This window comes from Yersinia canariae (genome assembly GCF_009831415.1).
GTDB classification, from domain to species: domain Bacteria; phylum Pseudomonadota; class Gammaproteobacteria; order Enterobacterales; family Enterobacteriaceae; genus Yersinia; species Yersinia canariae.
In genome coordinates this window covers 2,276,994-2,298,783 of record NZ_CP043727.1, presented here as the reverse complement: position 1 = coordinate 2,298,783, position 21,790 = coordinate 2,276,994, and the positions used below count along the sequence as shown (strand labels likewise).

The window sequence follows — 21,790 nt, the reverse complement described above, 5'->3', positions numbered from 1 at the left end:
ATTATGCTGGCAACGATCACTGACTATAAACAGAAAATCACACTGATTCAGAATAGTGGCATCCAGTTTTTGGACTTCGCATTAAAACCTGAATTAGATGGCGAACTACCGAATAAATTTGTGCGTAAAAGTGCCAATGGCCCATTACTGCGCCTCAATTATCATGAAAATAATGGTAAATATTCGCTATTAGTACCCGGTGCTGCCCCAGAGATTGTTAAACCGGAATTTAGTTTTCCAGTGGAGCAATCACTAAAACTTCTGAATAAAATTTGGTTACCGCTGCCTTTTTTGCGCTTTAATCCGCCGCGCTCATTTGTTAATGGGCCGGATAATTGGGCCAGAGTACAAATTTTAGTTTTGGATAGCCCAGACCAAGATGGTAATACATTGCGGGTCACGATGGCCTTTGACACCAAAGTTTATGCTGAAGGTCATGCCAATGAATATCTGGCCCCCAATGAAAACGACATCAAAACCGGATTAAGTTTCGCATTGGCTTACCACAATGAAGAATTAGCCGAGTTTCTTGACTTAACTTGGGTCGATGGTTGGTTGCGGGAAGTCTTTATTCAACAAGCTTCCGCGCAGGAAGAACGAACAGCTCGTCATATTAGTGCATCGTTGCGCGAATTCGAATACCAAGCTCACTACCTTAACTTGCTGGAATTACTGGGCAGCCAAGTGGGTGTGCCTGAAATAAAAATAAATACCAGCACGTTGCAAGAACCAGCGGTTAGCGTTGATCTTATTTTGGATGTCGGTAACTCACACACCTGCGGTATTTTGGTGGAAGACAGTGCCGATGAAAGTCATGGTCTTAAACAAACCTATGAATTGCAAATTCGCGATTTGAGTGAACCTCACCATCTCTATAACGAATTATTTGAAAGCCGAGTTGAGTTCGCGCAAGCGAAATTCGGCAAGCAGAATTTTTCCGTAGAAAGCGGCCGTGATGATGCTTTTATCTGGCCGTCAATAACTCGTGTTGGCAGCGAAGCCAGCCGCATGGCATTACACCGTTTGGGTACTGAAGGGTCTACCGGGATTTCCAGCCCACGCCGTTATCTGTGGGATGAAGAAACCTATACCCCAGGTTGGCGATTTAATGAAACACAAAACGAACAAACACATGAGCCGCTGGCGACCGCATCGCCGCTGACTAATCTTGTTAATGATGATGGCCAGCCCCTGTATAGCATGCCGATGGATGAACGGCTGCCGGTATTCTCGCCGCATTATAGCCGCAGCTCATTGATGACGTTTATGTTATCCGAGCTATTAGCGCAGGCGCTGATGCACATTAACAGTGCCGCCCAGCGCTTGAAAATGACTCATGCCAACGCCCCACGGCAGCTACGGGCCATTATCCTGACCTTGCCCTCAGCCATGCCAAAACCCGAGCGCGAGATTTTCCGCCGGCGGATGAATGAGGCTATTGCTCTGGTTTGGAAATCAATGGGTTGGCATCCGGCAGATGATAATTTTGTGTCCGAACAAGACCGCGCTAAATGTCAGGTTCCGGTGCCTTCGGTCCAGATGGAGTGGGATGAGGCCACCTGTGGCCAGATGGTGTATCTGTATAACGAAACGCAAGTTAACTTCGGTGGCCGTACTGCTGCTTTTTTTGCCAGTATGGCGCGGCCCGATAAGCAACTTGATGCCGGAGAAACCGCCGGAAAAACCTTACGCATCGCGTCAATTGATATTGGCGGCGGCACGACAGACTTGGCCATCACCCAATATTGGCTGGATGATGGCATGGGGAATAATGTCAAAATTAGCCCTCGTCTGCTATTTCGCGAAGGGTTTAAAGTCGCGGGCGACGATATTTTATTAGATGTTATCCAGCTTTATATTTTACCCGCTCTTCAGGCCCGACTTAAGAAAGCGGTCGTTGCCAATACTGATGTTCTGATGGATAAGTTATTCGGCAATGATGGCCGGATGGATGGGCAATCGGCATTGCGTCAGCAAGCTACGTTGCAGATATTTATGCCAGTAGGACGGGCAATTCTTGAAGCCTATGAAAGCTTTGACCCACTGGATATTAACGCAGAAATAGACGCCAGTTTCGGTGAGTTATTATCCCAGCGCCCCACCTCGAAAGTATTGGAATATATCAACAGTGAAATCCAGCGCGAGCTATCAGCCGACGCGGGAGAATTTGATATTTTGCAGGTGCCGCTGGTATTGAAATTAAGTAAATTACACGGCGAGTTTTTATCTAACCGGATGAGTATTACGCAAAACCTGCGCTCGTTGTCCGAGGTTGTATCGCTCTATAGTTGCGATGTGCTGTTATTAACTGGCCGCCCTTCGCGCTTCCCTGGGATTCAGGCATTATTTCGCCATCTACAACCGCTGCCAAATAACCGTATTCTTTCTTTGGATGGATACCATACCAGCGATTGGTATCCATTTAATAAACAAGGGCGGATTGATAATCCTAAATCTACCGCCGCTGTGGGTGCCATGCTGTGTTTGCTGTCACTTGATCTACGGCTGGCCGGTTTTTATTTTAAAGCCGGTGATTTTCAGCCTTATTCGACCATTCGTTATCTGGGGATGTTGGACAGCAGCGAAACACTGACAGATGAAAATGTTTATTATCGTGATATCGACCTGGACAGCACTGATTTCACTCTGCCATCCGACACTCGTTTTCAAGTAAGAGGGACATTGTGCCTTGGATTCCGCCAGCTTGATAATGATCGTTGGCCGGCATCTCCCCTCTATACTTTGTCGATTGTGGATCAAGAACTGGCACGTAAAGTCGCCGGTGACAGTGCATTGCATGTCAGATTGAAACTGACTAAAGCGGATAAAAACGTTATTGATAGAAGCGTTATTGATAAAAATAGCAGCCCGGAACGTTTTGAGATAGCCGACGCGGTACTGCAAGATGGCAGCCGTGTTCCATTGCATCATCTGCGTCTCAAGCTAAACACACTAGCCAGCAATGGTTCAGCATCAACCCATTATTGGATTGATAGTGGGAGCGTATTTAAAAAATGAAATCATTAACCAGCCGACAGCTCAATAGCCAGCTTTTACAGGTTACCCAAGGCATTGATCAGACGATTGATTGGATTAACCATACGCGCCAACATGCCCTCCGACTGGATATCGAAGCCGACCAATTGGTGGTCAAATTACGTCGCCATCGTAATAAAGCACGCCATCTGTCTGACATGGCGTTAACCCCCATGAGTATTGGATTTATAGGGCAATCTTCTGCCGGGAAACAGCATCTGATTTCTGCATTGATTGCTGACGAACACGGGCAATTGGAAACCACTCTCGCGGGAAAAACACTCAACTTTTGGCAGCAAATTAAGCCCGGCTATCAATCCAGTGGGCTGGTTGTCCGTTTTAGCCATCAAACGGCGATTAATCATGACAGCCATCCGGTACAACTGTCTCTGCTCAATGAAGTGGATGTTGCTAAAATTGTGGCGAAGGTGTCCTTACAGGATAATCAACAACAAACCCGTAAGCATTCACCGGATGAACAGCATATTACCGACCATCTGCAGCAGTTGGTGATGCGCAAGCAGCCGCAAGCCATTGCCGGCGTTACCCGTGATGATGTCATCAGCCTTTGGGATTATTTAGCTCGCCATGACGCAGTGCGCCAGCGGAGTTTGGATTCGCATTTCTGGCCTATCGCCATTGAATTGGCACCTTATTTAAGTATTGATGACCGGGCTATTTTATTCTCACTACTGTGGGCGGAGTCAAAGCCGCTGACTGATACTTATCGCCATTTTTCCTATACTTTGCAGCACTTAGGTGGCGCACCGCGAATACTAGCACCTCTTAGTGTGATCGTTGACAATATGCTGTTGCCGGCCAACGGAGTCATGAATGTCGCTGCGCTTAACTACCTCAATACCCCTGCAGATACCGATATACAAGTGCTGCCGCTGAAAGACAACAATGCTGGCAACCCAGTGACGTTGTCACTTGCGGAATTAACACTCCTGTCAATTGAGTTACAGATTCCCTTGCCAATGTCTGCTGTCGAAAATGCATTTGAATCCATTGATTTATTGGATTTCCCCGATTTTAGCGACGAATTTGAGATCCCAACTCAGCTTGAGCATCAGTCGTATCCATTGGCATCTTCGTTGTCACATGCCAAGAACGCCTATCTACTTGAGCGCTATACCGACAAGCAACAAATAAACCTGTTATTGGTATGTAATGCAGCCAGCAGCCGTGCCGAAGTCAAAGCCGTGGGCAAAACACTCGATTATTGGGTTAAACAGTCTCAGGGCGAAAATACACAAGTGCGTTCGCGCCGAAATCCGGGGCTTATCTGGGCGTTGACACCTTTTGATCAGCGAATTACTTCAGATGGTGTGAAGAATCATGACGAAGCAGTACAGCGCTATGTTGGTAACCCCGGTGACAGTTGGGGCACTATGTTGGCATTAGATACTCGTGGCATTGAGCGAATGGTGGCTTATCTGACACAAGAAATTCGCCGTGACATTAAGGCTGAACGTATTTCCGAGCAACTTAATGAAATACAACGAGATCTGACAGACAATGTGCTGGCGGGCTGGTCTCAACCTGCCAGTAATGAGTTGCAACAAAAACACCGTATCGCTGAAACACTGCTTAAAGCACTACAAACCCGCACAGGCCTGCATGGCGAGCTATTGGAGCGATTGTTACCCTCGCGTGATGAGTTGCGTGCCTTATATTTGCAGCAGCAAAACCGTGCTGTAGAGCTCGCCACCCCCACCGCAATGAATAACGAGCCATTCAGTATTGGTATTGATATCGATTTATTCAGCGACCAGCCTTTATCTTCTGAACAACCCACCGCAGCGACGACACCAGCGGGCGGCGATTATGAAGCTGAGTACGCCGCGAATGTGCAGCGTTACTGGGTCAATCACCTGCGGCAGTTACCGGATAACAGCCCGCTCATTGAGCTTTTGGGTATCACCAAACCTACCATTGAGCTACTGGTGGCTGAGTTAATAACCGCCAGTATCAGATTGGATATCACCGGGCAATTGGTCAAGATACTGGCCGATAATGAGCAAGTTGGTTTGCACCGTGATACTAAAGCTGATCGCCAGGTGTCTCGTGCCCTGACGGTATTAGGTGATTTCGTTGCATGGCTGGGGTTCTTGCAAATCAATGAAGCCCAGCGGCCAGATAGTCGAATTAATCGAGGCCATAAGATTTTTGCTCAACCACCTAAATCAGTATCTCCTTTAGGGGCATCTCACCGGCTGACCAAACTGGCCCTCACCCCAACTAATAATACGGCATTTTATATTTATGACTGGTTGGTCGGCTTAGGCGAAATGATTATTCACAATGAGGGATATTCGGCCAGCACTGAAATCAGTGAGCAGCATCGTGAACATTTAGCCGCTATATTAGCGTTGATTAAGCAACCCCATATTCATTAAGCCCACTGTCACAGATTACCCTCATTATAAATAGCCTCCATTCCCGATCAGATGTTGGGAATGGAGAGCCGATATTTAGTTTGTTATAATTTCACCACTAACGCTAGGCCGGAAAATATTTTTCAACCAAAGCATAGAGAATAGCCGCCGTTTCAATATCAATATGACCACCGTAGTCCGCAGGCCGAAAGTGTAGCTGAAATGCGCGAACCAGATGCTGATAGCCATCATCACTACTGGCGATGGAAATATCGTAGCCATAAGTATTGAAGTGGCCCAGTAAGTCAGATTTAGTCGGTAATCCTTGCTGAGTAAACTCTTGAGTAAATTTTTCTTTGGTATCAGGGTCATACCAGGCACCAATGCCGTCGTTATACAATTCCAGCCAAGGAAACTTTGGCCCAGGATCACTCTTGCGAGTTGGGGCAATATCTGAGTGAGCCACCACATGTGTCGGCGATATATCAGGGTAGCGCTGTAATATATTTGCCGCCAACTGTTTTACTGCTGCAATCTGGTTTTCTGGATACGGTGGAAAATCAAAAACACCACCCTGTTCAGTAGCTAAGTTGACAATTTCAATCCCGATGGAAGTATCATTAAGATTAGTGCGCCCTGCCCAACTGCTGACGCCCACATGCCAGGCCCGCGCATTTTCATCCACCAGGTTAAATATTCGCATGTCATTAAATCCCGCTTTCTTATAACTCTCATCATTAAGGTCGGGGACTAAGTAATGAACACTGACATTATTGCCAGTTAAGGAATGGATAGAGTTTTCAAAATTCTCGGCGGTGTAGTGCAAGACTAAGAAGCGCACTCGTGAATTAAATGATTTGATAGCGCGAAAATTATTATAGTCAATCATATACATATTGAACTCCTTGTAATTTAAAAATCAGCTAATACATATCAAATAATATTATTTAGTGAGGAGAGATAATGCCAGTTTTATAGCGCTCTCAGCACGACAATCCCGGGTTTATCTTTCACATATTGAATAAAGGGCGAATCAACAACTTTCATATTCTTTTGCAACGAAGAAGCATTACGGAGCATCGGCCCATCAGGCGTCATAATAAAAATACCTGTATGAGTGACATCTAATCCCTCTATTTTGGTATAAATACCAATGTAATCACCGGTTTTTAATTGGCTAACAACAGTTTCATTAATGAACTCCGCCGGGATATAAACAACATCCCGTTTAACGATACCTAATGTCGGAATAAATTCACTACCATCCTTTTTTTGATTCAGGAACTTAGTGACGGTCACGGCATGAGAACTTATCTTTGCAGTAACATCTTGCGCATTTAATGGCGGTTGGTGTGACCAATCAGTGAAGAAATGTTTGCGATTTTTGTAGCTAATATCACTGTTAATATAGCGAGTACTTATAAGCTGCTGCACAAAATCGGTTGTATCTGTAGCCTTCCGCAGCGAGTTAACATAATCAAGATAAGTAAAACAATCCAGCCCTCTGAAATCTATCACTAATTTCTCAGGTTTTGTCGGCGATCCAATCAACATATCCGCTTTATAAGGGGTTCCCAAAAACGCAGCGGAGACTTTATTAATCACCTCTCCGGGATAGCGATGATCCGTTTGTTTAACTTGAGTTTCTATGATGTAAGTGATTCGATTAGCCGTGTAATTATCAATATCGACTTGTTCATGTGCGCTATTTTTCGCGCCACAGCCGGCTAAAACAGCAATTAAAGCCAAAGATAATGATTTATGCATAAGTCCCTTCTGCGTCTTATCAGGTTATTCCATTCAAGCTAAGAACTGCCACCTTAATGTTTAAAATTTAAACAAGGCATAAACAAAACCCGATTCCTTAGAATTTAGCCGTAACAAAAAATGAAGCCGCCTCATTTTTTTGAACTCAAACAAGGTAACAATGGCAATAATAAAAATTTAATTAATTTTGTTTATTTTCAATAGATTAAGAAATAACCTTGCAATGCCTGCTCAAGTCACTCTGTGATCAATCTTAGATTTTTGCACTCTTCTCATTAAGCACTCTTGTACCTTTTTACAAATCGTGTTTATCTTTTAAGGCTTATTACACTTATTGATGAGATACCTCGTGAACTATTCCTCTACTCATTTCGCTCTACTAAACACCGCGCATGTTGACGCGGTAGTCGTCGTGCGCGTGGTAGTGGTGGTGGTCGGCAGCGCGCCGTAACGGGTACCGAATCCAGAAAGATTCCCAAACCCCGCCGGCGCCAGCCGAGCGGGGTTTCTTTTTTGCCCCACTCTGTTAGCCACCGGCCCTGATGAAGGATATAACCATGCGTTATACAGGCGCCCAATTGATAGTTCGTTTGCTGGAACAGCAAGGCATCACCACTGTTGCGGGGATTCCTGGTGGGGCCGCGTTGCCGCTGTATGATGCTCTGGGGCAAAGCCGCATTATTCGCCATGTGTTGGCGCGGCATGAGCAAGGTGCTGGTTTTATGGCTCAGGGCATGGCCCGAGCCTCTGGGCAAACAGCAGTCTGTTTAGCATCCAGTGGCCCCGGCGCGACCAATCTGGTTACAGCGATTGCGGATGCGAAACTCGACTCCATCCCACTGGTTTGTATTACGGGCCAAGTATCATCTTCAATGATTGGGACCGACGCGTTCCAAGAGGTCGACACTTACGGTATGTCGATTCCCATCACCAAACACAATTATTTGGTGCGTGATATTAGCGAACTCGCCCAAGTTATCCCTGCCGCATTCCGTATCGCACAGTCTGGACGCCCAGGCCCAGTATGGATTGATATTCCCAAAGATGTACAAACAGCAGAAATCGAGCTTGATGCCCTGCCAGAGCCAGGTCTCGCTGATAAGCCCTGCCCAGTTGACCCGGTGGCTATTGCACAAGCCGCGCAAATGATTAATCGTGCAGTTCGACCAGTGCTCTATCTGGGCGGCGGGATAGTCAGCTCCGAAGCTCATCAGCAAGCCATACAACTGGCCGAACAAGCCGGTTTGCCAACGACCATGACATTAATGGCATTAGGCACGATGCCGGTTGAGCACCCATTATCATTGGGAATGCTGGGGATGCATGCTGCGCGTTCAACTAACCTTATTATGCAACAAGCCGATTTATTGATTGTGCTGGGGGCGCGATTTGATGATCGTGCCATCGGCAAAGCCGAACAGTTCTGCCCCGATGCCAGTATTATCCATATTGATATTGACCCGGCGGAACTGGGTAAGATTCGTCGGCCACATCTGGCGATGAATGCTGATATTAAACAGGTATTAACCCATTTGCTGCCCTTGGTTGAAACGCAAGCCCGCAGTGAATGGCGTGGCATGGTCAGTGATATGCAGCGCGAATTTCCGTTCAATCAGCCCAATAGTGCCAACCCATTGTGCCACTATGGGTTGATTCGTGCGGCCGCAGAAGCCCTGGATGACGACACTATCATTACCACTGATGTTGGCCAGCACCAGATGTGGGTCGCTCAGGCATACCCTCTGCATCGTCCTCGCCAGTGGTTAACCTCCGGCGGGCTGGGCACCATGGGGTTTGGACTGCCCGCCGCCATTGGCGCTGCACTGGCCAAACCGCAAGCAAAAGTGGTGTGTTTTTCAGGGGACGGCAGCTTGATGATGAATATTCAAGAGATGGCGACCGCAGCAGAAGAGCAACTTAACGTTAAGATTATTTTGATGAATAACCAATCATTAGGTTTAGTTCATCAGCAACAGGAATTGTTCTTCGGTAAAAGAATCTTTGCGGCTGATTACCCTTACCGCACTAATTTTATTCATATTGCTGAAGGCTTTGGCTTCTCGACTTGCGATCTTAATACTGCCAGTGATCCTTATAGCGCATTGCATGAAGCTTTAAACCGCCCTGGCCCCGTCCTTATCCATGCACTGATTGATGTAGATGAAAAAGTGTATCCCATGGTGCCACCGGGTGCGGCAAATATTGATATGATTGGAGGTGAATAATATGACTGGTCAACAAATAGCGCCACAAAAAACCACTTCAGCGCGCGTCACGCTGCTGCTCACCGTGCGTAACCACCCGGGGGTCATGTCCCATATTTGCGGTTTATTCGCCCGCCGTGCATTTAACGTTGATGGGATATTATGTATGCCTTTGGCTGGCGGAGAAGAAAGCCGAATCTGGTTACAAGTCTTAGATGATCAGCGTTTGCAGCAAATGATAAACCAGCTCGAAAAACTCGAGGATGTGCTTCAGGTTTGCCGCTTTGACTCTGAAATGCCTATTTTTGATCAAGTTGAGGATTTAGTCGCGAATCAGCGGTAATACGGCTGTTATCACTGACCGACACTGCTGCGAATAAATGGCAGTGTCGGCCAAGGGTCATATCTTCTATTATTTTTTATTTGCCGTATGCCTTAATGCTAGCCGCTCTATGGCAATAAATATCACATCAATAATAAGGGCGTTACCGACAATATATCGCTAACGCCCCTTACTTCATTAAATAGGATTGAATTACGCCAGCAGTAATTTTTGTAACTCTGCCAGTGAACTGACCTGATAACGCGGCGCAATATTATCATCCGCGATAGCACCGTTGGTATTAAGCCAGCAAGTATCAATGCCAGCATTAATACCGCCCTGAATATCCGAATGGAGGTTGTCTCCTACCATCAGAATATCTTTTTTCGCAGGGTTATTCATTAAAGTGAAAGCATGCTCAAAGATAGCAACATCAGGTTTAGCCGCCCCGACTTGCTCTGAAATAATCAGTGGGGAAAATACATTTCTCAACCCAGTGCGTTCCAATCGGACAGTCTGCAATTCTGTGAAACCATTAGTAATGATGCCCATATTCACTTTACCGATCAGGGCATCAACTAACTCGCGAGCGCCGGGTAATAGTGAACAGATATCTGCCATTGCGACTAAAAATTCACTGTTGAGGCGCGTTGCTGTCACTCCCAGCTTTTCGGCCCACATTTCAAAACGTGTATTTTGTAATTCGGCTGCCGATATCTTACCATCTTGATAATCAACCCAAAGGGGTTTATTAACCAACTGATAATGGTCGAAATCTTGCACAGAGAAATCTACATTAAAGCGTGAAAACATGAGCTTTAATCCTTGATAAGCATCAAAATGGAATAGAGTTTCATCTGCATCGAACAGTATCCATTGGTATTTCATTACTCTCATCTCTCAGACATTATTAGGCGCGTTATGGTAGCGATAATTGTGGCTCAGCTCAAGTCAGGCCACTTTTTCATCTCCCACCCGCTATATTAGTAGTGCGGCTGAAATGTCGCGGTTTATCACAATAGTGGCGTCACCGGTGATGAGCGGATTATCAAACGCGGCCAATACTTTCCGGTTAATATCAACCAAAGCATCATCAAGTTTTATTTCCATATCAGATGCAATATCCACCAATTTATCGCGTTCCCAAGAATCTCGTGAAATCAATAATTTCAAGAATGTTACGATACTTTCAGGCAAATCAGCCGTTATTGCCGCCAGAGATTGCGGGTTAACCTCTTGCGAGGTTTGTGCTTTGACAGCTTCAGTGACAAACAGATTCTCAAGTAAGTTGGCCAACTCCTGGCTTTCCTTTTTCAGCAGATTGACACGATCAGCATCCGTCACCACGTCAACGGCCGTTGACGGCAAACTCAATGTCATTGGTGTTGCTCGGCTATCAAGATCGGCATAAACCCATTTACTGTCCAGCGCAAAACGTTTGTATACTCGCTCGAGAAACTTCACTTCTTGTGGCGTAATTGTCCCCTCAACCTGAATGAGGTGCGCCAGGAAACGTGCAATAACACGGCGATGTTCTAGCGAGAGCGGCTCTAAATTGTTCTTCAGGGCCAACAATGTATTATTTTTTCGTATGCCCGGCTGCAAATAAGCTTTTAAGCGCATACGTTGACCGGGGCTAAGAAAGCCCCAAGCATCAATATGTTTGGTCAATATTATGGATTCAGGTTCGCCGATACGCCCATCCAACATGACCGCGGCACACGCCAGTTCGACAGTCAACATCGTGACACGGTAAGTATCAAGAGTAGCCGATTCAGCAGCCAGCGATTCAATAGGAAATAGTGCAACCGTATCTTGCAAAACAGGGGTGCGATTATCGGCTCTGACATCCGGTTCAATACCCACTTGCAAAGAAGCTAGTGCGCAGGTCAATGCCATCACATGATTGCGCGATAAACGCTCTAATGGTTTTGTCCCGCAGGCGCTACTGAGTTGAAGAAATAGCTCGCCCAACGTGACCATCAATAAACCATAGCCGACTCTGGCTTTGATACTCTCTAATTCGGTTTTTAATGGCACAGACCACAATGCCATCGGCATTAATAGCTGCCCTTCTAGTGACATTTTTTTCTTTGGATTAACACTGGCAAAGCGGTGATAAATAGCAAGATCCCGCTGACATGTTTCAAATATTGCCCGCAGTTTATCTCGATGTGCTTTGCACACTGTGACATTAGGCAGATCAGCAATTTGCTGGAAAAACTCTTGCCCCATTAAACCCGCAGATGCTGGGCGATAGAATATTTGTAGTTTGGTTTTATTGACGGGTAATAAAAATCCATCCCCATATTGCGCTTGGTAGTATTGGCAGAACAAGGTGGAAAAAATATCAGCACAATGTGCCATTGAGATATTTTGGTTGATAGCTGGACAGGCCTGCCCCCACGCAAGTGCCCATAGTGCTGGCAAGGGTTTCTGGTCAAGGGCTAATTGCCCCAATCCAACCAATAGCGCCAACGGCAGCTCAGTTGAGGCCTCTCGTATTTCTGGCGGCGCGGAGAGATAGAGTTTCTCATCTATATTCACCCTAGAGATATAAACTAATAGATTCTGCGCATAATGATTAAATGCATTATTTTTCCCGTAAATATTTAGTAGGCGGTTAATTTCAGCTTCAATGATCGGAAGTTCTTTTTTAGCAATAGGATCTATCGCGGCGTCAATGAGCACTCGATGCTCTAAGCCATAGAAAAATAAGAAAACATAGCCAATATCTGCTGCGGGTGATTTACGGCCTTCCGATAACCACTGTAAATACGCCTTTCTTGCTTCCGGTGAACAAGTTGAGTAATCCGGTGCATTTTCAATCAGTGGTAATGAGATATCTATTTCTTCTGTTGCAACTTCCATGGAGGGGTTAATAAATGCAGGCTCGGCACCGGTACGATTGCTTTTATATTTATTACCAATGTAAATCATACCATCAGGTAAGTTTATTCCCGCAACCACCGCCAACTCACCGGGACGAAGCCACGAGGCGCGGGCTAACGAACCCCGTGAAACGTCGGGCTGTTTTACTTTAGATTTCTTGGCATCGTCAGCAGGCGATTTATTCGCAGACTCATCGGGTACAACCGATTGTTCTGGTTCCAACTGAGACGGGGCAACCTGGTAATCCCCAAGGTCGGGCACCGTCGAGGTTTTTTGCATATCAGTATTAATAGACGGGCGTGGATGCCTCTTAGTGCCCTTAAGATTTTGCCAGACAAAATACATGCATAAGATAGCCGCACTCAGTGCAATCCACACCTCTCTTGGGATACCCGTAATAAGCCCTAAAACGACTATCAGTAGGATAACCCAGCCGGTACCAGTAGATTTTCTCTTAGCCACGATGGTTTATATGCCCCTATCTTAAAATAATAATTTTTATTCTGCCTTTAATGGCAATTTTTAATAAATAACTCTTCTTACCGAGACTTTTCACACAAATAAAGCACAGAAGAAACCTATAAATTGCACTTAAGTCCAATTTATAGGTTAAATAATAAGTCAGAATTTTATTTTAATAATGACTCGTTTGGCAGAACAGCGTACCAAAACGTTCAATAAATCAATTATGCCAGTTCATTATGCATTCAGCTAGCAAAGACTCTGCAACCACTGAATAAACTCCATCGCCTTCGGTTTGTCCAGTGTACGTTTAGGATAAATTAAATAATAAGGTTTGGTTACGGGCAATCTGTGCTCAGATAATTGAATTAAACTGCCTTCAGCTATTTCTTTTTTAATCAAATTTTGCTGCCCCAGTAAAATGCCATTACCCGCTATTGCTGAATCAATTGCCATTGACGTTAGATTATAAATTGGCCCGCGATTAGGAACACTCGCGCCCCATTTTGCTGATAAAAGCCATTCATGCCAATCAGGCAAAAACTGCCCTTCTTTACCCCAATCAACATGGATCATTGGATAATCAATCTTGCGCTGACTCTCTGACCAAGGCGCAGTTAATAAGTTGGGGCTGGCAACAGGAAAGACCCAATCTTGAAATAAAACCGTTTGCTCTTGCTGAGGGTAATGCTCATTACCAAAAGCCAGATAAAAATCAGCAGCAGAACGATTAAAATCTACCGCTGAATGTGTGGCGTGAATATGGATGTCTACATCTGGATATTGTGACAACCACTGTTTGAGATGTGGATTAAGCCATCGACTGGCTAACGCGGGTAATGCAAATATATTTAAGGATAAGTCACCTTTATCCCGCGCAATACCTTGTTGCGCCATACGCAATGTTTCAAATGCTTGTTGCACATAAGCCAAATAAGCACTGCCTTGCGGTGTCAATTCAACACCCGTTTTGGAGCGAGCAAAGAGTTGAATGCCTAAATGCTGCTCTAGCTGGCGAATTTGTTGACTTACCGCAGCAGGGGTTAATGATAGACGCACCGCTGCACTGGCCAGGCTGCCAGTATTAGCTGCGGTTTCAAAGGCTAATATAGCGGTTAATTTTGGCAAGCGAACCGCAGCTGGATTGTTCATTATCCGATCCCTTTCCCATAGCGCATGATGGTGATATCGATAGCCAAACTTAACCTATCAGTAACGTTTTATTGTTATTTTAGCTACAAATTATCCTATACAGTTGAGTATGGAAGCCAAGTAACATTTCGCATTACTGTGGGGAAATATGCAGAAACTCGCTGAAATAATTAATATGACCGCCAATCCTATCAACGACCCGACATTCATTGCACAAAGCAAAAGCACCTTAGAAGCATTCGGGGCATTGGTTTTATCTGATTTCCTATTACCGCAGGCACTGGACAGTATTAAGTGCGAAGGGATAAATCATAAACATCTGGCCTACTACACAGCAAATAAACACAATGTTTACCTGACCAAAATTGATCCGGAATTTGCTGTTGATCATCCTCGGAATAGATTGATAACCTCATCAAAAGGTTGTATTACCGATGAGGACATCCCCTCAAATTCTGCGCTGCGAGCGCTGTATAACGCGACCGACTTTCAAGATTTTCTGTGTGCGGTCTTAGGTGAAAAAAGACTCTACCCTTATGCCGATTCTCTGTCTTCCATCAATTTACATTACGCCAGTCAAGGCCAAGAACTAGGATGGCATTTTGATAACTCATCATTTGCCATCACCTTATTGGTACAAAAACCTTTGGCGGGTGGCGTTTTTGAATACATTGAAGAGATGCGGGATGCCGATAAAGGGGAGATGAATTATTCGGGAGTAGAAAAACTATTAAACCACCAAATTACACCTAAAACGTTAGGTATTGAAGCGGGGGATTTAGTGCTATTTCGTGGCAGGAATGCCATTCATCGAGTCACACCAACACAAGGTGATATCACCCGAATGCTGGTGGTGCTGGCTTATAATGCGCAACCTGATATCTCATTATCTGAAACGGCGCGAATGACATTTTATGGCCGTATTTAGTCTCTAAGGTTGCGGGCATCCTTGCCCGCGATAATAAAACCAACAACTTATTTTAGACTACCCCGGTGGTGACGCTAAAATGACGACTTTCTCCCGGCGGTAACATCAGCAATGTGCCCTTTTCTTTCGCAGCTAAATACCCTTCAGGGCGACAGGTGGCAGGTAAAATAAATGCGGCCACTTTCTGATCACCATTATAAAGTATCCAGCGAGTTCCATAATTAAACTGCTCAGTTGAAAACCGCGTGACAAAGCGATGCCCTTCCGGAGCCAACATAAAGAATTCTGCTTTATCAACATATTGCGAAAGATCATCAGCAAAGAAAACAATTTCCGGATCATAGAACTCGGGTTCATTCAGGTCAGTTAGCCCCGCCGGACGCTCCCTTAATTGCTGATTATATTGCAACCATTGGGGCGTTGGATGAACATGCGCAGGGACTGTCTCACGTAATTTTAGGGCTGAACCCGGTAAATTTTGACGGAAAGTGGCCCCTGGAATATAAGCGTAATTCATATGACACATATATTGGAGAGGCATAGCAATACTGGCTAAATTAGTGACCTTCATTTCAATATCGAATTGCGCGCTACCCGCAGTCAGTCTGACTAACGGCTGAGCGCAATAATGGTCACCAAACCCTTTCACATATTCCACACTGCCCGTCAACGCCAGCTGATCACCGTTAATAAGTAACCAGGCTTGATCTATTTCGGCACAAGGCATTTCACCATGTAATACATGGTCATCTTCAGGTGATGGACAACCGTTACGCAGCAAACCTGAATGGAAAGCAAAACAACCGTAAGTATCGACAATATTCTCTCCGCGCTTGGGCTGAGAAAACATGTTATCCATCTTCAAGTTATGACCATCAAATTCTGCATCCCAAATCATCTGGCCATAATAAGGTAAGACAGTGACATAACCCCGAGAGTTGGTCATTTTTAATGCTTCAATACCTGATGCATATTTAAAACTGGTCACAGTAAAATTATCGCTATGATAAATTTCCTGCTCATGACGACTGAATTGTTCACGAAACAGCGCTATTTTGGCGGTCATTTATGATTACTCCCCGTATAATTAGGATTCATTGTTTGCCAATGTTGCCGCATTGACTCGCTGCTTATTGCGCAGTTCACCCCAAAAATAGAAACCAACGTAGACGAAACACAATAATGACACCATAAAGGCATGTTGCATTGAACCCAAATGGTCAGAGACAAAGCCTTGCAATGCCGGTACGACTGCGGCACCAACGATTGACATGACAATAATGGCCCCAGCAACTTCAGTATATTTATTGTCCACGGTATCCAGAGTGCCGGCATAAATAGTCGCCCAGCAAGGCCCGAATAAGACACTGACAAATACCGCCGCATAAACTGCGGTAAAGTTAGCGACACAGACCACATATAGCAGGGTTAACGCCCCTAAGATGGAATAAGCAATTAATACTTTCTCAGCTTTAAAACGGGTCATTAAGAAATTAGCGACAAATTTACCAATAAAGAAACAAATAAAGCTGTAGATCATAAAGTTTGAAGCATCTCGCTCATTTGATGCACCCAGATTTAATGCCAAACGAATAGTAAAGGACCATACCGCGACTTGCATACCCACATAAAGGAACTGAGCCACAATTCCTTTTTTAAAACGGCTGTTTCCCGCCAGGTATTTCAGTGTTTCTTTTAATGAAGGTTGCGCTACTTTCTTATTACTATCATCTTGCGGTTTGCAATGCGGATAACGCGTAATAACAAACAGCAGCATTACCAGTAATAGGACGAAAATCAGGTATTTATAAGGTTCTAATGTATGTTCTAGCATGCTAAGACGGAATTCATGAATCTGTTCTGGTGTCATGGATGCCATCTGATTTTGTAAACTGTCCCCTTCCTGAAATACCAGATATTTCCCTAATACTATTCCCATCAATGCGCCGATGGGATAAAACGTCTGGCTGATATTAAGCCGCAACGTCGCATAGTCTTTATGACCAATCATGGAACTGTAGGTGTTCGCCGCAGTTTCAAGGAAACTTAGGCCAATGGCAATGGCAAAAATAGCAGCCAGAAACATGGTGTAGGTTGCCATATGCGATGCCGGATAGAACAAAGTGCAGCCGACAATATAAAGGGTTAACCCGATCAATATAGCAACTTTATAACTGCTTTTTTTAATCACTAATGACGCAGGGATAGCTATCAAAAAATAGCCACCATAAAAGGCGCTTTGTACCAGTGCGCTGGCGAAATCACTCAATGCAAAAACACTCTTAAATTGAGTAATTAAAATATCATTCAGACTGGCTGCACATCCCCAAAGCGGGAATAAGCAGGAAAGCAAAATAAACTGGAATAAGGGTGTTTTATTTAAATAGCCATCGGGCAGTTGAACGGTATTAAGGCGCATTTTATTTTCCTTGGTGTAGGGTCTTTAAAAAATCAATAAATTGCGACGCGTCAGGGTAAGAACGTTGCGTTCCTTTGCCGGTGACACTGTATGCAGCAAAAGCAGAAGCCATTTCCATGGCTTTTAATATATTTCCATGCCGGACGTATTCATGGGCAAAACAACCGATGAAAGCATCTCCCGCACCACTGGTATCAATGGCATGGACACTAACCGGCGGCACATGATGTATTTCTTCGCCATGCATCCATAAAGAACCACGATGCCCCAAAGTAATAATCAGATTATGCAGACCTTTATCTAACAAACTGCGCCCTGCCCTATAAATATTATCCAAGCTATCGACGGGCATCCCGGTCAAAATGGCCAACTCCGTTTCATTAGGCATAAAGAATTCACATTGGCAGGCGTAACCAATATCTAATGCTTTGGAGGCTGGCGCTGGATTCAAAATAACTTTGATATTGTTTTGTCGTGCAAAATCAATAGCGGCGTAGACAGTTTCCAGTGGGATTTCAAGTTGTAGAATTATCAGTTGGCAGTTTTTTAAAGTATCAGCCGCAGCTTCAACATCTGCCGGTAATAGGTGATTGTTGGCCCCTTTAATAATCAGAATACGATTTTGAGACGATTTATCGACAAAAATAGGTGCTACACCACTGGAAGTTCCAGCAACCGCTTTGACATGCTGAGTATCAACCCCCGCTTGTTGCAGATTTCTTATGGTGTTTTCAGCAAAAAGATCGTCACCTACGCGGGTAACCATCATCACATTTGCCCCTAATCGAGCCGCCGCGACCGCCTGATTCGCGCCTTTACCTCCACAGCCGATTTCAAAACCGGGTGCTTCTAATGTTTCCCCCACTTGTGGCATTTCATCAATGTAGGTAATCAGGTCAACCATGTTCGAGCCAATGACTGCAATATCCATTGTCCATTCCTCTGTGCTATTTTTTTATTTCTCAATGTTATTTCAATAACATTATCAGAGCTTGAATGTTATGTGTGTGACAAAGATCGCACCAATGAAAGTGAACAATACCGATTAATGGCCTTGGGGGTGAGCTGTCATAATGTTATTATTATAACAATTGGTAAGCGATCATGATGTGAATCGAGGATATTCGTAGGTGAAGGCGCAATAAACAAATAGCAGAAATGAAAAATCCCGGCCATTGCTGCACCGGGACTCTCTACAAGATAGATAGGTATTTATTTAATGGCCATTGCATCGCGCATGGTGAAGAACAGATCAGTTTGGTCGGTCAAGCCAACAACATTTGCAGCATGTGGACCATAAGCCGCTATGCGTAATTGCGTACCGGTATGCCCTTGAGAATCATCTTCAGAATTACCATAGCTGATAGCCATCACTGCGCCATCTTTGGTGGTCAATGCCTGAGTTAAACCTGGAGCTTTGGCATCAGCTTCAATAATTTGGCTGGAATGCGCATGGTCCGCAGTCACGATAACCAGCGTATTGCCGTCAGCACGGGCAAATTCCAATGCTTTTTGGACCGCTTCGTCTAAATCAACAGTCTCGCCAAACTGGCCACAAGGATTGGCTGCGTGATCTTGCTTATCAATAGAGGCCCCTTCAACTTGCAAGAAGAAACCATTTTTGTTGGTTTTTAGTAGGTCAATAGCCTTTTCTGTCATGACAGCCAAGGTAGGGATATCTTTAGTTCGCTCAGCATTGTTTTCACAAACAACTGGCGGTTTGTCCACATTGCCATGATAAGACGCTTTTGGCCCCTGCCAACGAACAGGCATGTTCCCTGGGCTGAATAGACCTAACAGCGGTTTTTGTTGGTCGGCGTGCTTGATTGCATTCAGATCATCAAGGTTTTCGACAATGACATAACCACGGGCCAGAGCCTGATCACGCAATGATTTATCTTTCCATTCACCGGCTTTAGCTAATTGACTGAATGATTTCGAACCGCCGCCTAATGTCACATCTGCGCGCCCTTCAATCATTTGCTCGGTAATGGAGCCACGGCCGCCATTCTCTAATGCGTTAGTGCTGCACTTCTCACTGGTTTCTTCCGGACCGTAACATTTGCGACCAGTAACATGGGCGAATTGTGCCGCAGGAGTCGCATCTTGCAATTCAGCTGTTGAAACGTTACCGGTGGCTTTACCCGCTTTTTTAGCCAGTTCCAATAGCGTGACGTGATCTTTACCAAACACATCCACGCCCAACGCACCATTATAGGTTTTCACACCGGATGACCAGGCGGTAGCAGAAGCCGCTGAGTCAGTCACATAGTCTGGTTTCTGTGTTTTTTTATCTAATGAATAGTGCGTGTATTGCCCTGTCAGCGGCAATGCATCAATCCCTTTAAAGAAACCACCGGCACCCATGGCATAGTTACGTGCAGAAGTAATTTCTGAGTCCCCCATCCCATCTCCAATCAGCAGAATGACATTTTTTGCTGTTGTGTTGGACAGTGAATCACGAAGGGCCTGAGTTTGATCTTCTGTCAAACGGCGAGCACCACCAAATTGGGTAATATCACCGTGGGCGCTGCGATCATATAAACCGGTGGCAGCAGCAACAGCATTGTGGGCGAATAGAGAGCTGCTTAGTATCAGGGTTGATAAGGCTATGCCGGACAAAGTGGATACGCGGTTCTGCATCAGTAGAGTTCCTTGTTGTAAAACAGTAATACAATTTGTATTGATTGGTTACAACGGATACTAGAACAGGCGAATGACGCTTTTATGACAATCGCAATTAATTATTATTTCTTATCTTTCAGTACTATTTGCCCGGACTACTGGCTATCCGCCTCAAAAACAGCGCTAAATCAGGCCACCATTGGCGCGCAGGACTTGCCCATTGATCCAACCGCCATCTTTACCGACTAAAAATGACACGGCCGCTGCGATATCTTCGGGAGTACCTAATCTTTCCAGTGGTGCCATTTTTGCCATTTTCTCAATAAGTTCTGTGGATTTACCATTAAGGAAAAGGTCTGTAGCCGTTGGTCCTGGCGCAACAGCATTAACAGTAATGTTGCGGCCACGCATCTCTTTTGCCAGGATTGCCGTCATAGTTTCAACCGCAGCTTTAGTTGCTGCATAAACAGCATATTTTTCTAACTTCAACCCCACGACGCTAGTTGAAAAATTGACGATTCGGCCGCCATTTCTAAGCCGTTTCGCAGCTTCCCGCATCCCGTTGAAACTTCCTTTTAAGTTAATTGCAATCTGGCGGTCAAAATGTTCATCATCGCTGTCAGCAACAGTACTGAGTGACATTATCCCGGCATTATTCACCAAAACATCAACCCCGCCAAAAGCTGTTTCTGCTTTAGCAAATAATTGAGCAACTGCGGCGGGATCACTAATATCGCCTTTAGCACTCAATGCATTTCCACCTGCTTGTTGAATTTTGCGTACCAATTCCTCAGCTTCATCATCAGCCCGAGAGTAATTGATAAGAACGGCATAGCCATCCCTTGCCAAACGCTCGGCTATTGCCGCGCCAATTCCCCTTGATGCACCTGTCACAATAGCGACCAGCTGAGTGGTGTTCGTCATCATATTCTCCTGAGTGTAAGTTTTGTCATCTGTTTTGGTTCGCGGGCAGCTGGCCTCCCCGCGAAGAAAGGCTAAATTGCTGACGCAGATAAGTCAGGTCGATATTTTCCGTAGCATCCACCTATCATTGCTACACTTTATTGACTTTTCTCGACGGATTGGTAGATATCGATATCAAAATAGCCGTCAGTTCTGCCGTCATTGAGGTAAACCTCATAACAAGCACCTTCTGCTGGGCGATAACCACTTTGCGGCAGATGGTGGTGATACAATTCCCCCCAAGCTTTGGCATAATCATCGTCTGTTACTCGGGCGTGGTACACCGCATATAAACCAGCGGGAATTACCTGCAACTGTAGCTGGCCACTGAGCTCGGCTGGCAAGACATAATCATCAGCGACAGATAATGACACATCTGCTCGCAGCTCCGCCGGAGGATTGGTTTCCGGATTATCCCAGTAAAGTGCTAACCAATCTTTTCCGGGAATTTGATACTGGGTATAAAGTGATGACAACTGGTCAAAACCTTGCGGGATGGTCTCGTGATAAGGCCCGACAAGTCGGATACTCACAACGTGTTGCGAGGGTTTTTCAACAATTTTAAATGTCATATCGCTACCTCAACTTAATGGTTTTCATAAAAATAAGTCACTAAAGGCTCGAATCCATACGGATACT

17 protein-coding genes are annotated in these 21,790 nt (G+C 45.1%); 6 read left to right on the top strand and 11 right to left on the bottom strand.

Features of this window, described 5'->3' with window-relative positions:
* Positions 1–3 precede the first annotated feature (3 nt).
* Together F0T03_RS10630 and F0T03_RS10625 are read left to right on the top strand one after the other, a co-directional pair.
* The gene (locus F0T03_RS10630; RefSeq protein WP_159678267.1) at positions 4–3,018 is read left to right on the top strand and encodes a virulence factor SrfB; all 3,015 of its coding nucleotides are present in this window, start codon (positions 4–6) and stop codon (positions 3,016–3,018) included.
* Positions 3,015–5,438 (top strand): putative virulence factor, encoded by a 2,424-nt coding sequence (locus F0T03_RS10625; RefSeq protein WP_159678265.1) that lies wholly within the window; start codon positions 3,015–3,017, stop codon positions 5,436–5,438. The genes F0T03_RS10630 and F0T03_RS10625 overlap by 4 nt, the downstream gene beginning before the upstream one ends.
* Positions 5,439–5,541: 103 nt before the next feature.
* Here F0T03_RS10625 and F0T03_RS10620 read toward each other — a convergent pair whose 3' ends face one another.
* Positions 5,542–6,312: an N-acetylmuramoyl-L-alanine amidase gene (locus tag F0T03_RS10620; RefSeq protein WP_145553486.1), complete on the bottom strand. Its 771-nt coding sequence runs from the start codon at positions 6,310–6,312 to the stop codon at positions 5,542–5,544.
* 77 nt (positions 6,313–6,389) lie between these two features.
* On the bottom strand, positions 6,390–7,184 hold the full coding sequence (locus F0T03_RS10615; RefSeq protein ID WP_159678263.1) for a DUF1460 domain-containing protein: 795 nt from the start codon (positions 7,182–7,184) through the stop codon (positions 6,390–6,392).
* Positions 7,185–7,521: 337 nt separating this feature from the next.
* Here F0T03_RS10615 and ivbL point away from each other — a divergent pair, with 337 nt between their 5' ends.
* The 3 genes from ivbL (at position 7,522) to ilvN (ending at position 9,731) form a co-directional block, all read left to right on the top strand.
* On the top strand, positions 7,522–7,635 hold the full coding sequence (gene ivbL, locus F0T03_RS10610) for an ilvB operon leader peptide IvbL (protein WP_145562003.1): 114 nt from the start codon (positions 7,522–7,524) through the stop codon (positions 7,633–7,635).
* A gap of 106 nt (positions 7,636–7,741) precedes the next feature.
* Positions 7,742–9,409, top strand: coding sequence for an acetolactate synthase large subunit (gene ilvB / locus F0T03_RS10605; protein ID WP_162526934.1), 1,668 nt, complete (start codon positions 7,742–7,744; stop codon positions 9,407–9,409).
* 1 nt (position 9,410) lies between these two features.
* Positions 9,411–9,731: an acetolactate synthase small subunit gene (gene ilvN, locus F0T03_RS10600; RefSeq protein ID WP_159678259.1), complete on the top strand. Its 321-nt coding sequence runs from the start codon at positions 9,411–9,413 to the stop codon at positions 9,729–9,731.
* A gap of 192 nt (positions 9,732–9,923) precedes the next feature.
* Here ilvN and yjjG read toward each other — a convergent pair whose 3' ends face one another.
* From yjjG to F0T03_RS10585, 3 genes are all read right to left on the bottom strand, one after another.
* A complete protein-coding gene (yjjG, locus tag F0T03_RS10595) occupies positions 9,924–10,598 on the bottom strand; it encodes a pyrimidine 5'-nucleotidase (RefSeq protein WP_145553496.1) in 675 nt (224 codons plus the stop codon).
* 90 nt (positions 10,599–10,688) lie between these two features.
* Entirely contained in the window at positions 10,689–13,064 is a 2,376-nt protein-coding gene (locus F0T03_RS10590) for a tellurite resistance TerB family protein (protein ID WP_145553498.1), read from the bottom strand.
* 249 nt (positions 13,065–13,313) lie between these two features.
* Positions 13,314–14,216, bottom strand: a complete 903-nt coding sequence (locus F0T03_RS10585; RefSeq protein WP_159678256.1) for a LysR substrate-binding domain-containing protein — start codon at positions 14,214–14,216, stop codon at positions 13,314–13,316.
* Positions 14,217–14,364: 148 nt separating this feature from the next.
* Between F0T03_RS10585 and F0T03_RS10580 the strand changes: the two genes are divergently transcribed.
* A complete protein-coding gene (locus tag F0T03_RS10580; RefSeq protein ID WP_159678254.1) occupies positions 14,365–15,144 on the top strand; it encodes a HalD/BesD family halogenase in 780 nt (259 codons plus the stop codon).
* Between the two features lie 52 nt (positions 15,145–15,196).
* Here F0T03_RS10580 and F0T03_RS10575 read toward each other — a convergent pair whose 3' ends face one another.
* From F0T03_RS10575 to sbmC, 6 genes are all read right to left on the bottom strand, one after another.
* Entirely contained in the window at positions 15,197–16,210 is a 1,014-nt protein-coding gene (locus F0T03_RS10575) for an aldose 1-epimerase family protein (protein ID WP_159678251.1), read from the bottom strand.
* A gap of 21 nt (positions 16,211–16,231) precedes the next feature.
* Complete coding sequence (gene fucP, locus F0T03_RS10570; RefSeq protein ID WP_145553506.1) at positions 16,232–17,563, bottom strand: L-fucose:H+ symporter permease; 1,332 nt, start codon at positions 17,561–17,563, stop codon at positions 16,232–16,234.
* Position 17,564: 1 nt separating this feature from the next.
* Positions 17,565–18,494 (bottom strand): ribokinase, encoded by a 930-nt coding sequence (gene rbsK / locus F0T03_RS10565; RefSeq protein ID WP_159678249.1) that lies wholly within the window; start codon positions 18,492–18,494, stop codon positions 17,565–17,567.
* A gap of 281 nt (positions 18,495–18,775) precedes the next feature.
* Positions 18,776–20,206 (bottom strand): alkaline phosphatase, encoded by a 1,431-nt coding sequence (gene phoA, locus F0T03_RS10560; RefSeq protein WP_159678247.1) that lies wholly within the window; start codon positions 20,204–20,206, stop codon positions 18,776–18,778.
* A 165-nt stretch (positions 20,207–20,371) separates the two neighbouring features.
* Positions 20,372–21,112 (bottom strand): SDR family oxidoreductase, encoded by a 741-nt coding sequence (locus F0T03_RS10555; RefSeq protein WP_159680815.1) that lies wholly within the window; start codon positions 21,110–21,112, stop codon positions 20,372–20,374.
* A gap of 137 nt (positions 21,113–21,249) precedes the next feature.
* The gene (sbmC, locus tag F0T03_RS10550) at positions 21,250–21,723 is read right to left on the bottom strand and encodes a DNA gyrase inhibitor SbmC (protein ID WP_145553513.1); all 474 of its coding nucleotides are present in this window, start codon (positions 21,721–21,723) and stop codon (positions 21,250–21,252) included.
* Positions 21,724–21,790: the final 67 nt, after the last annotated feature.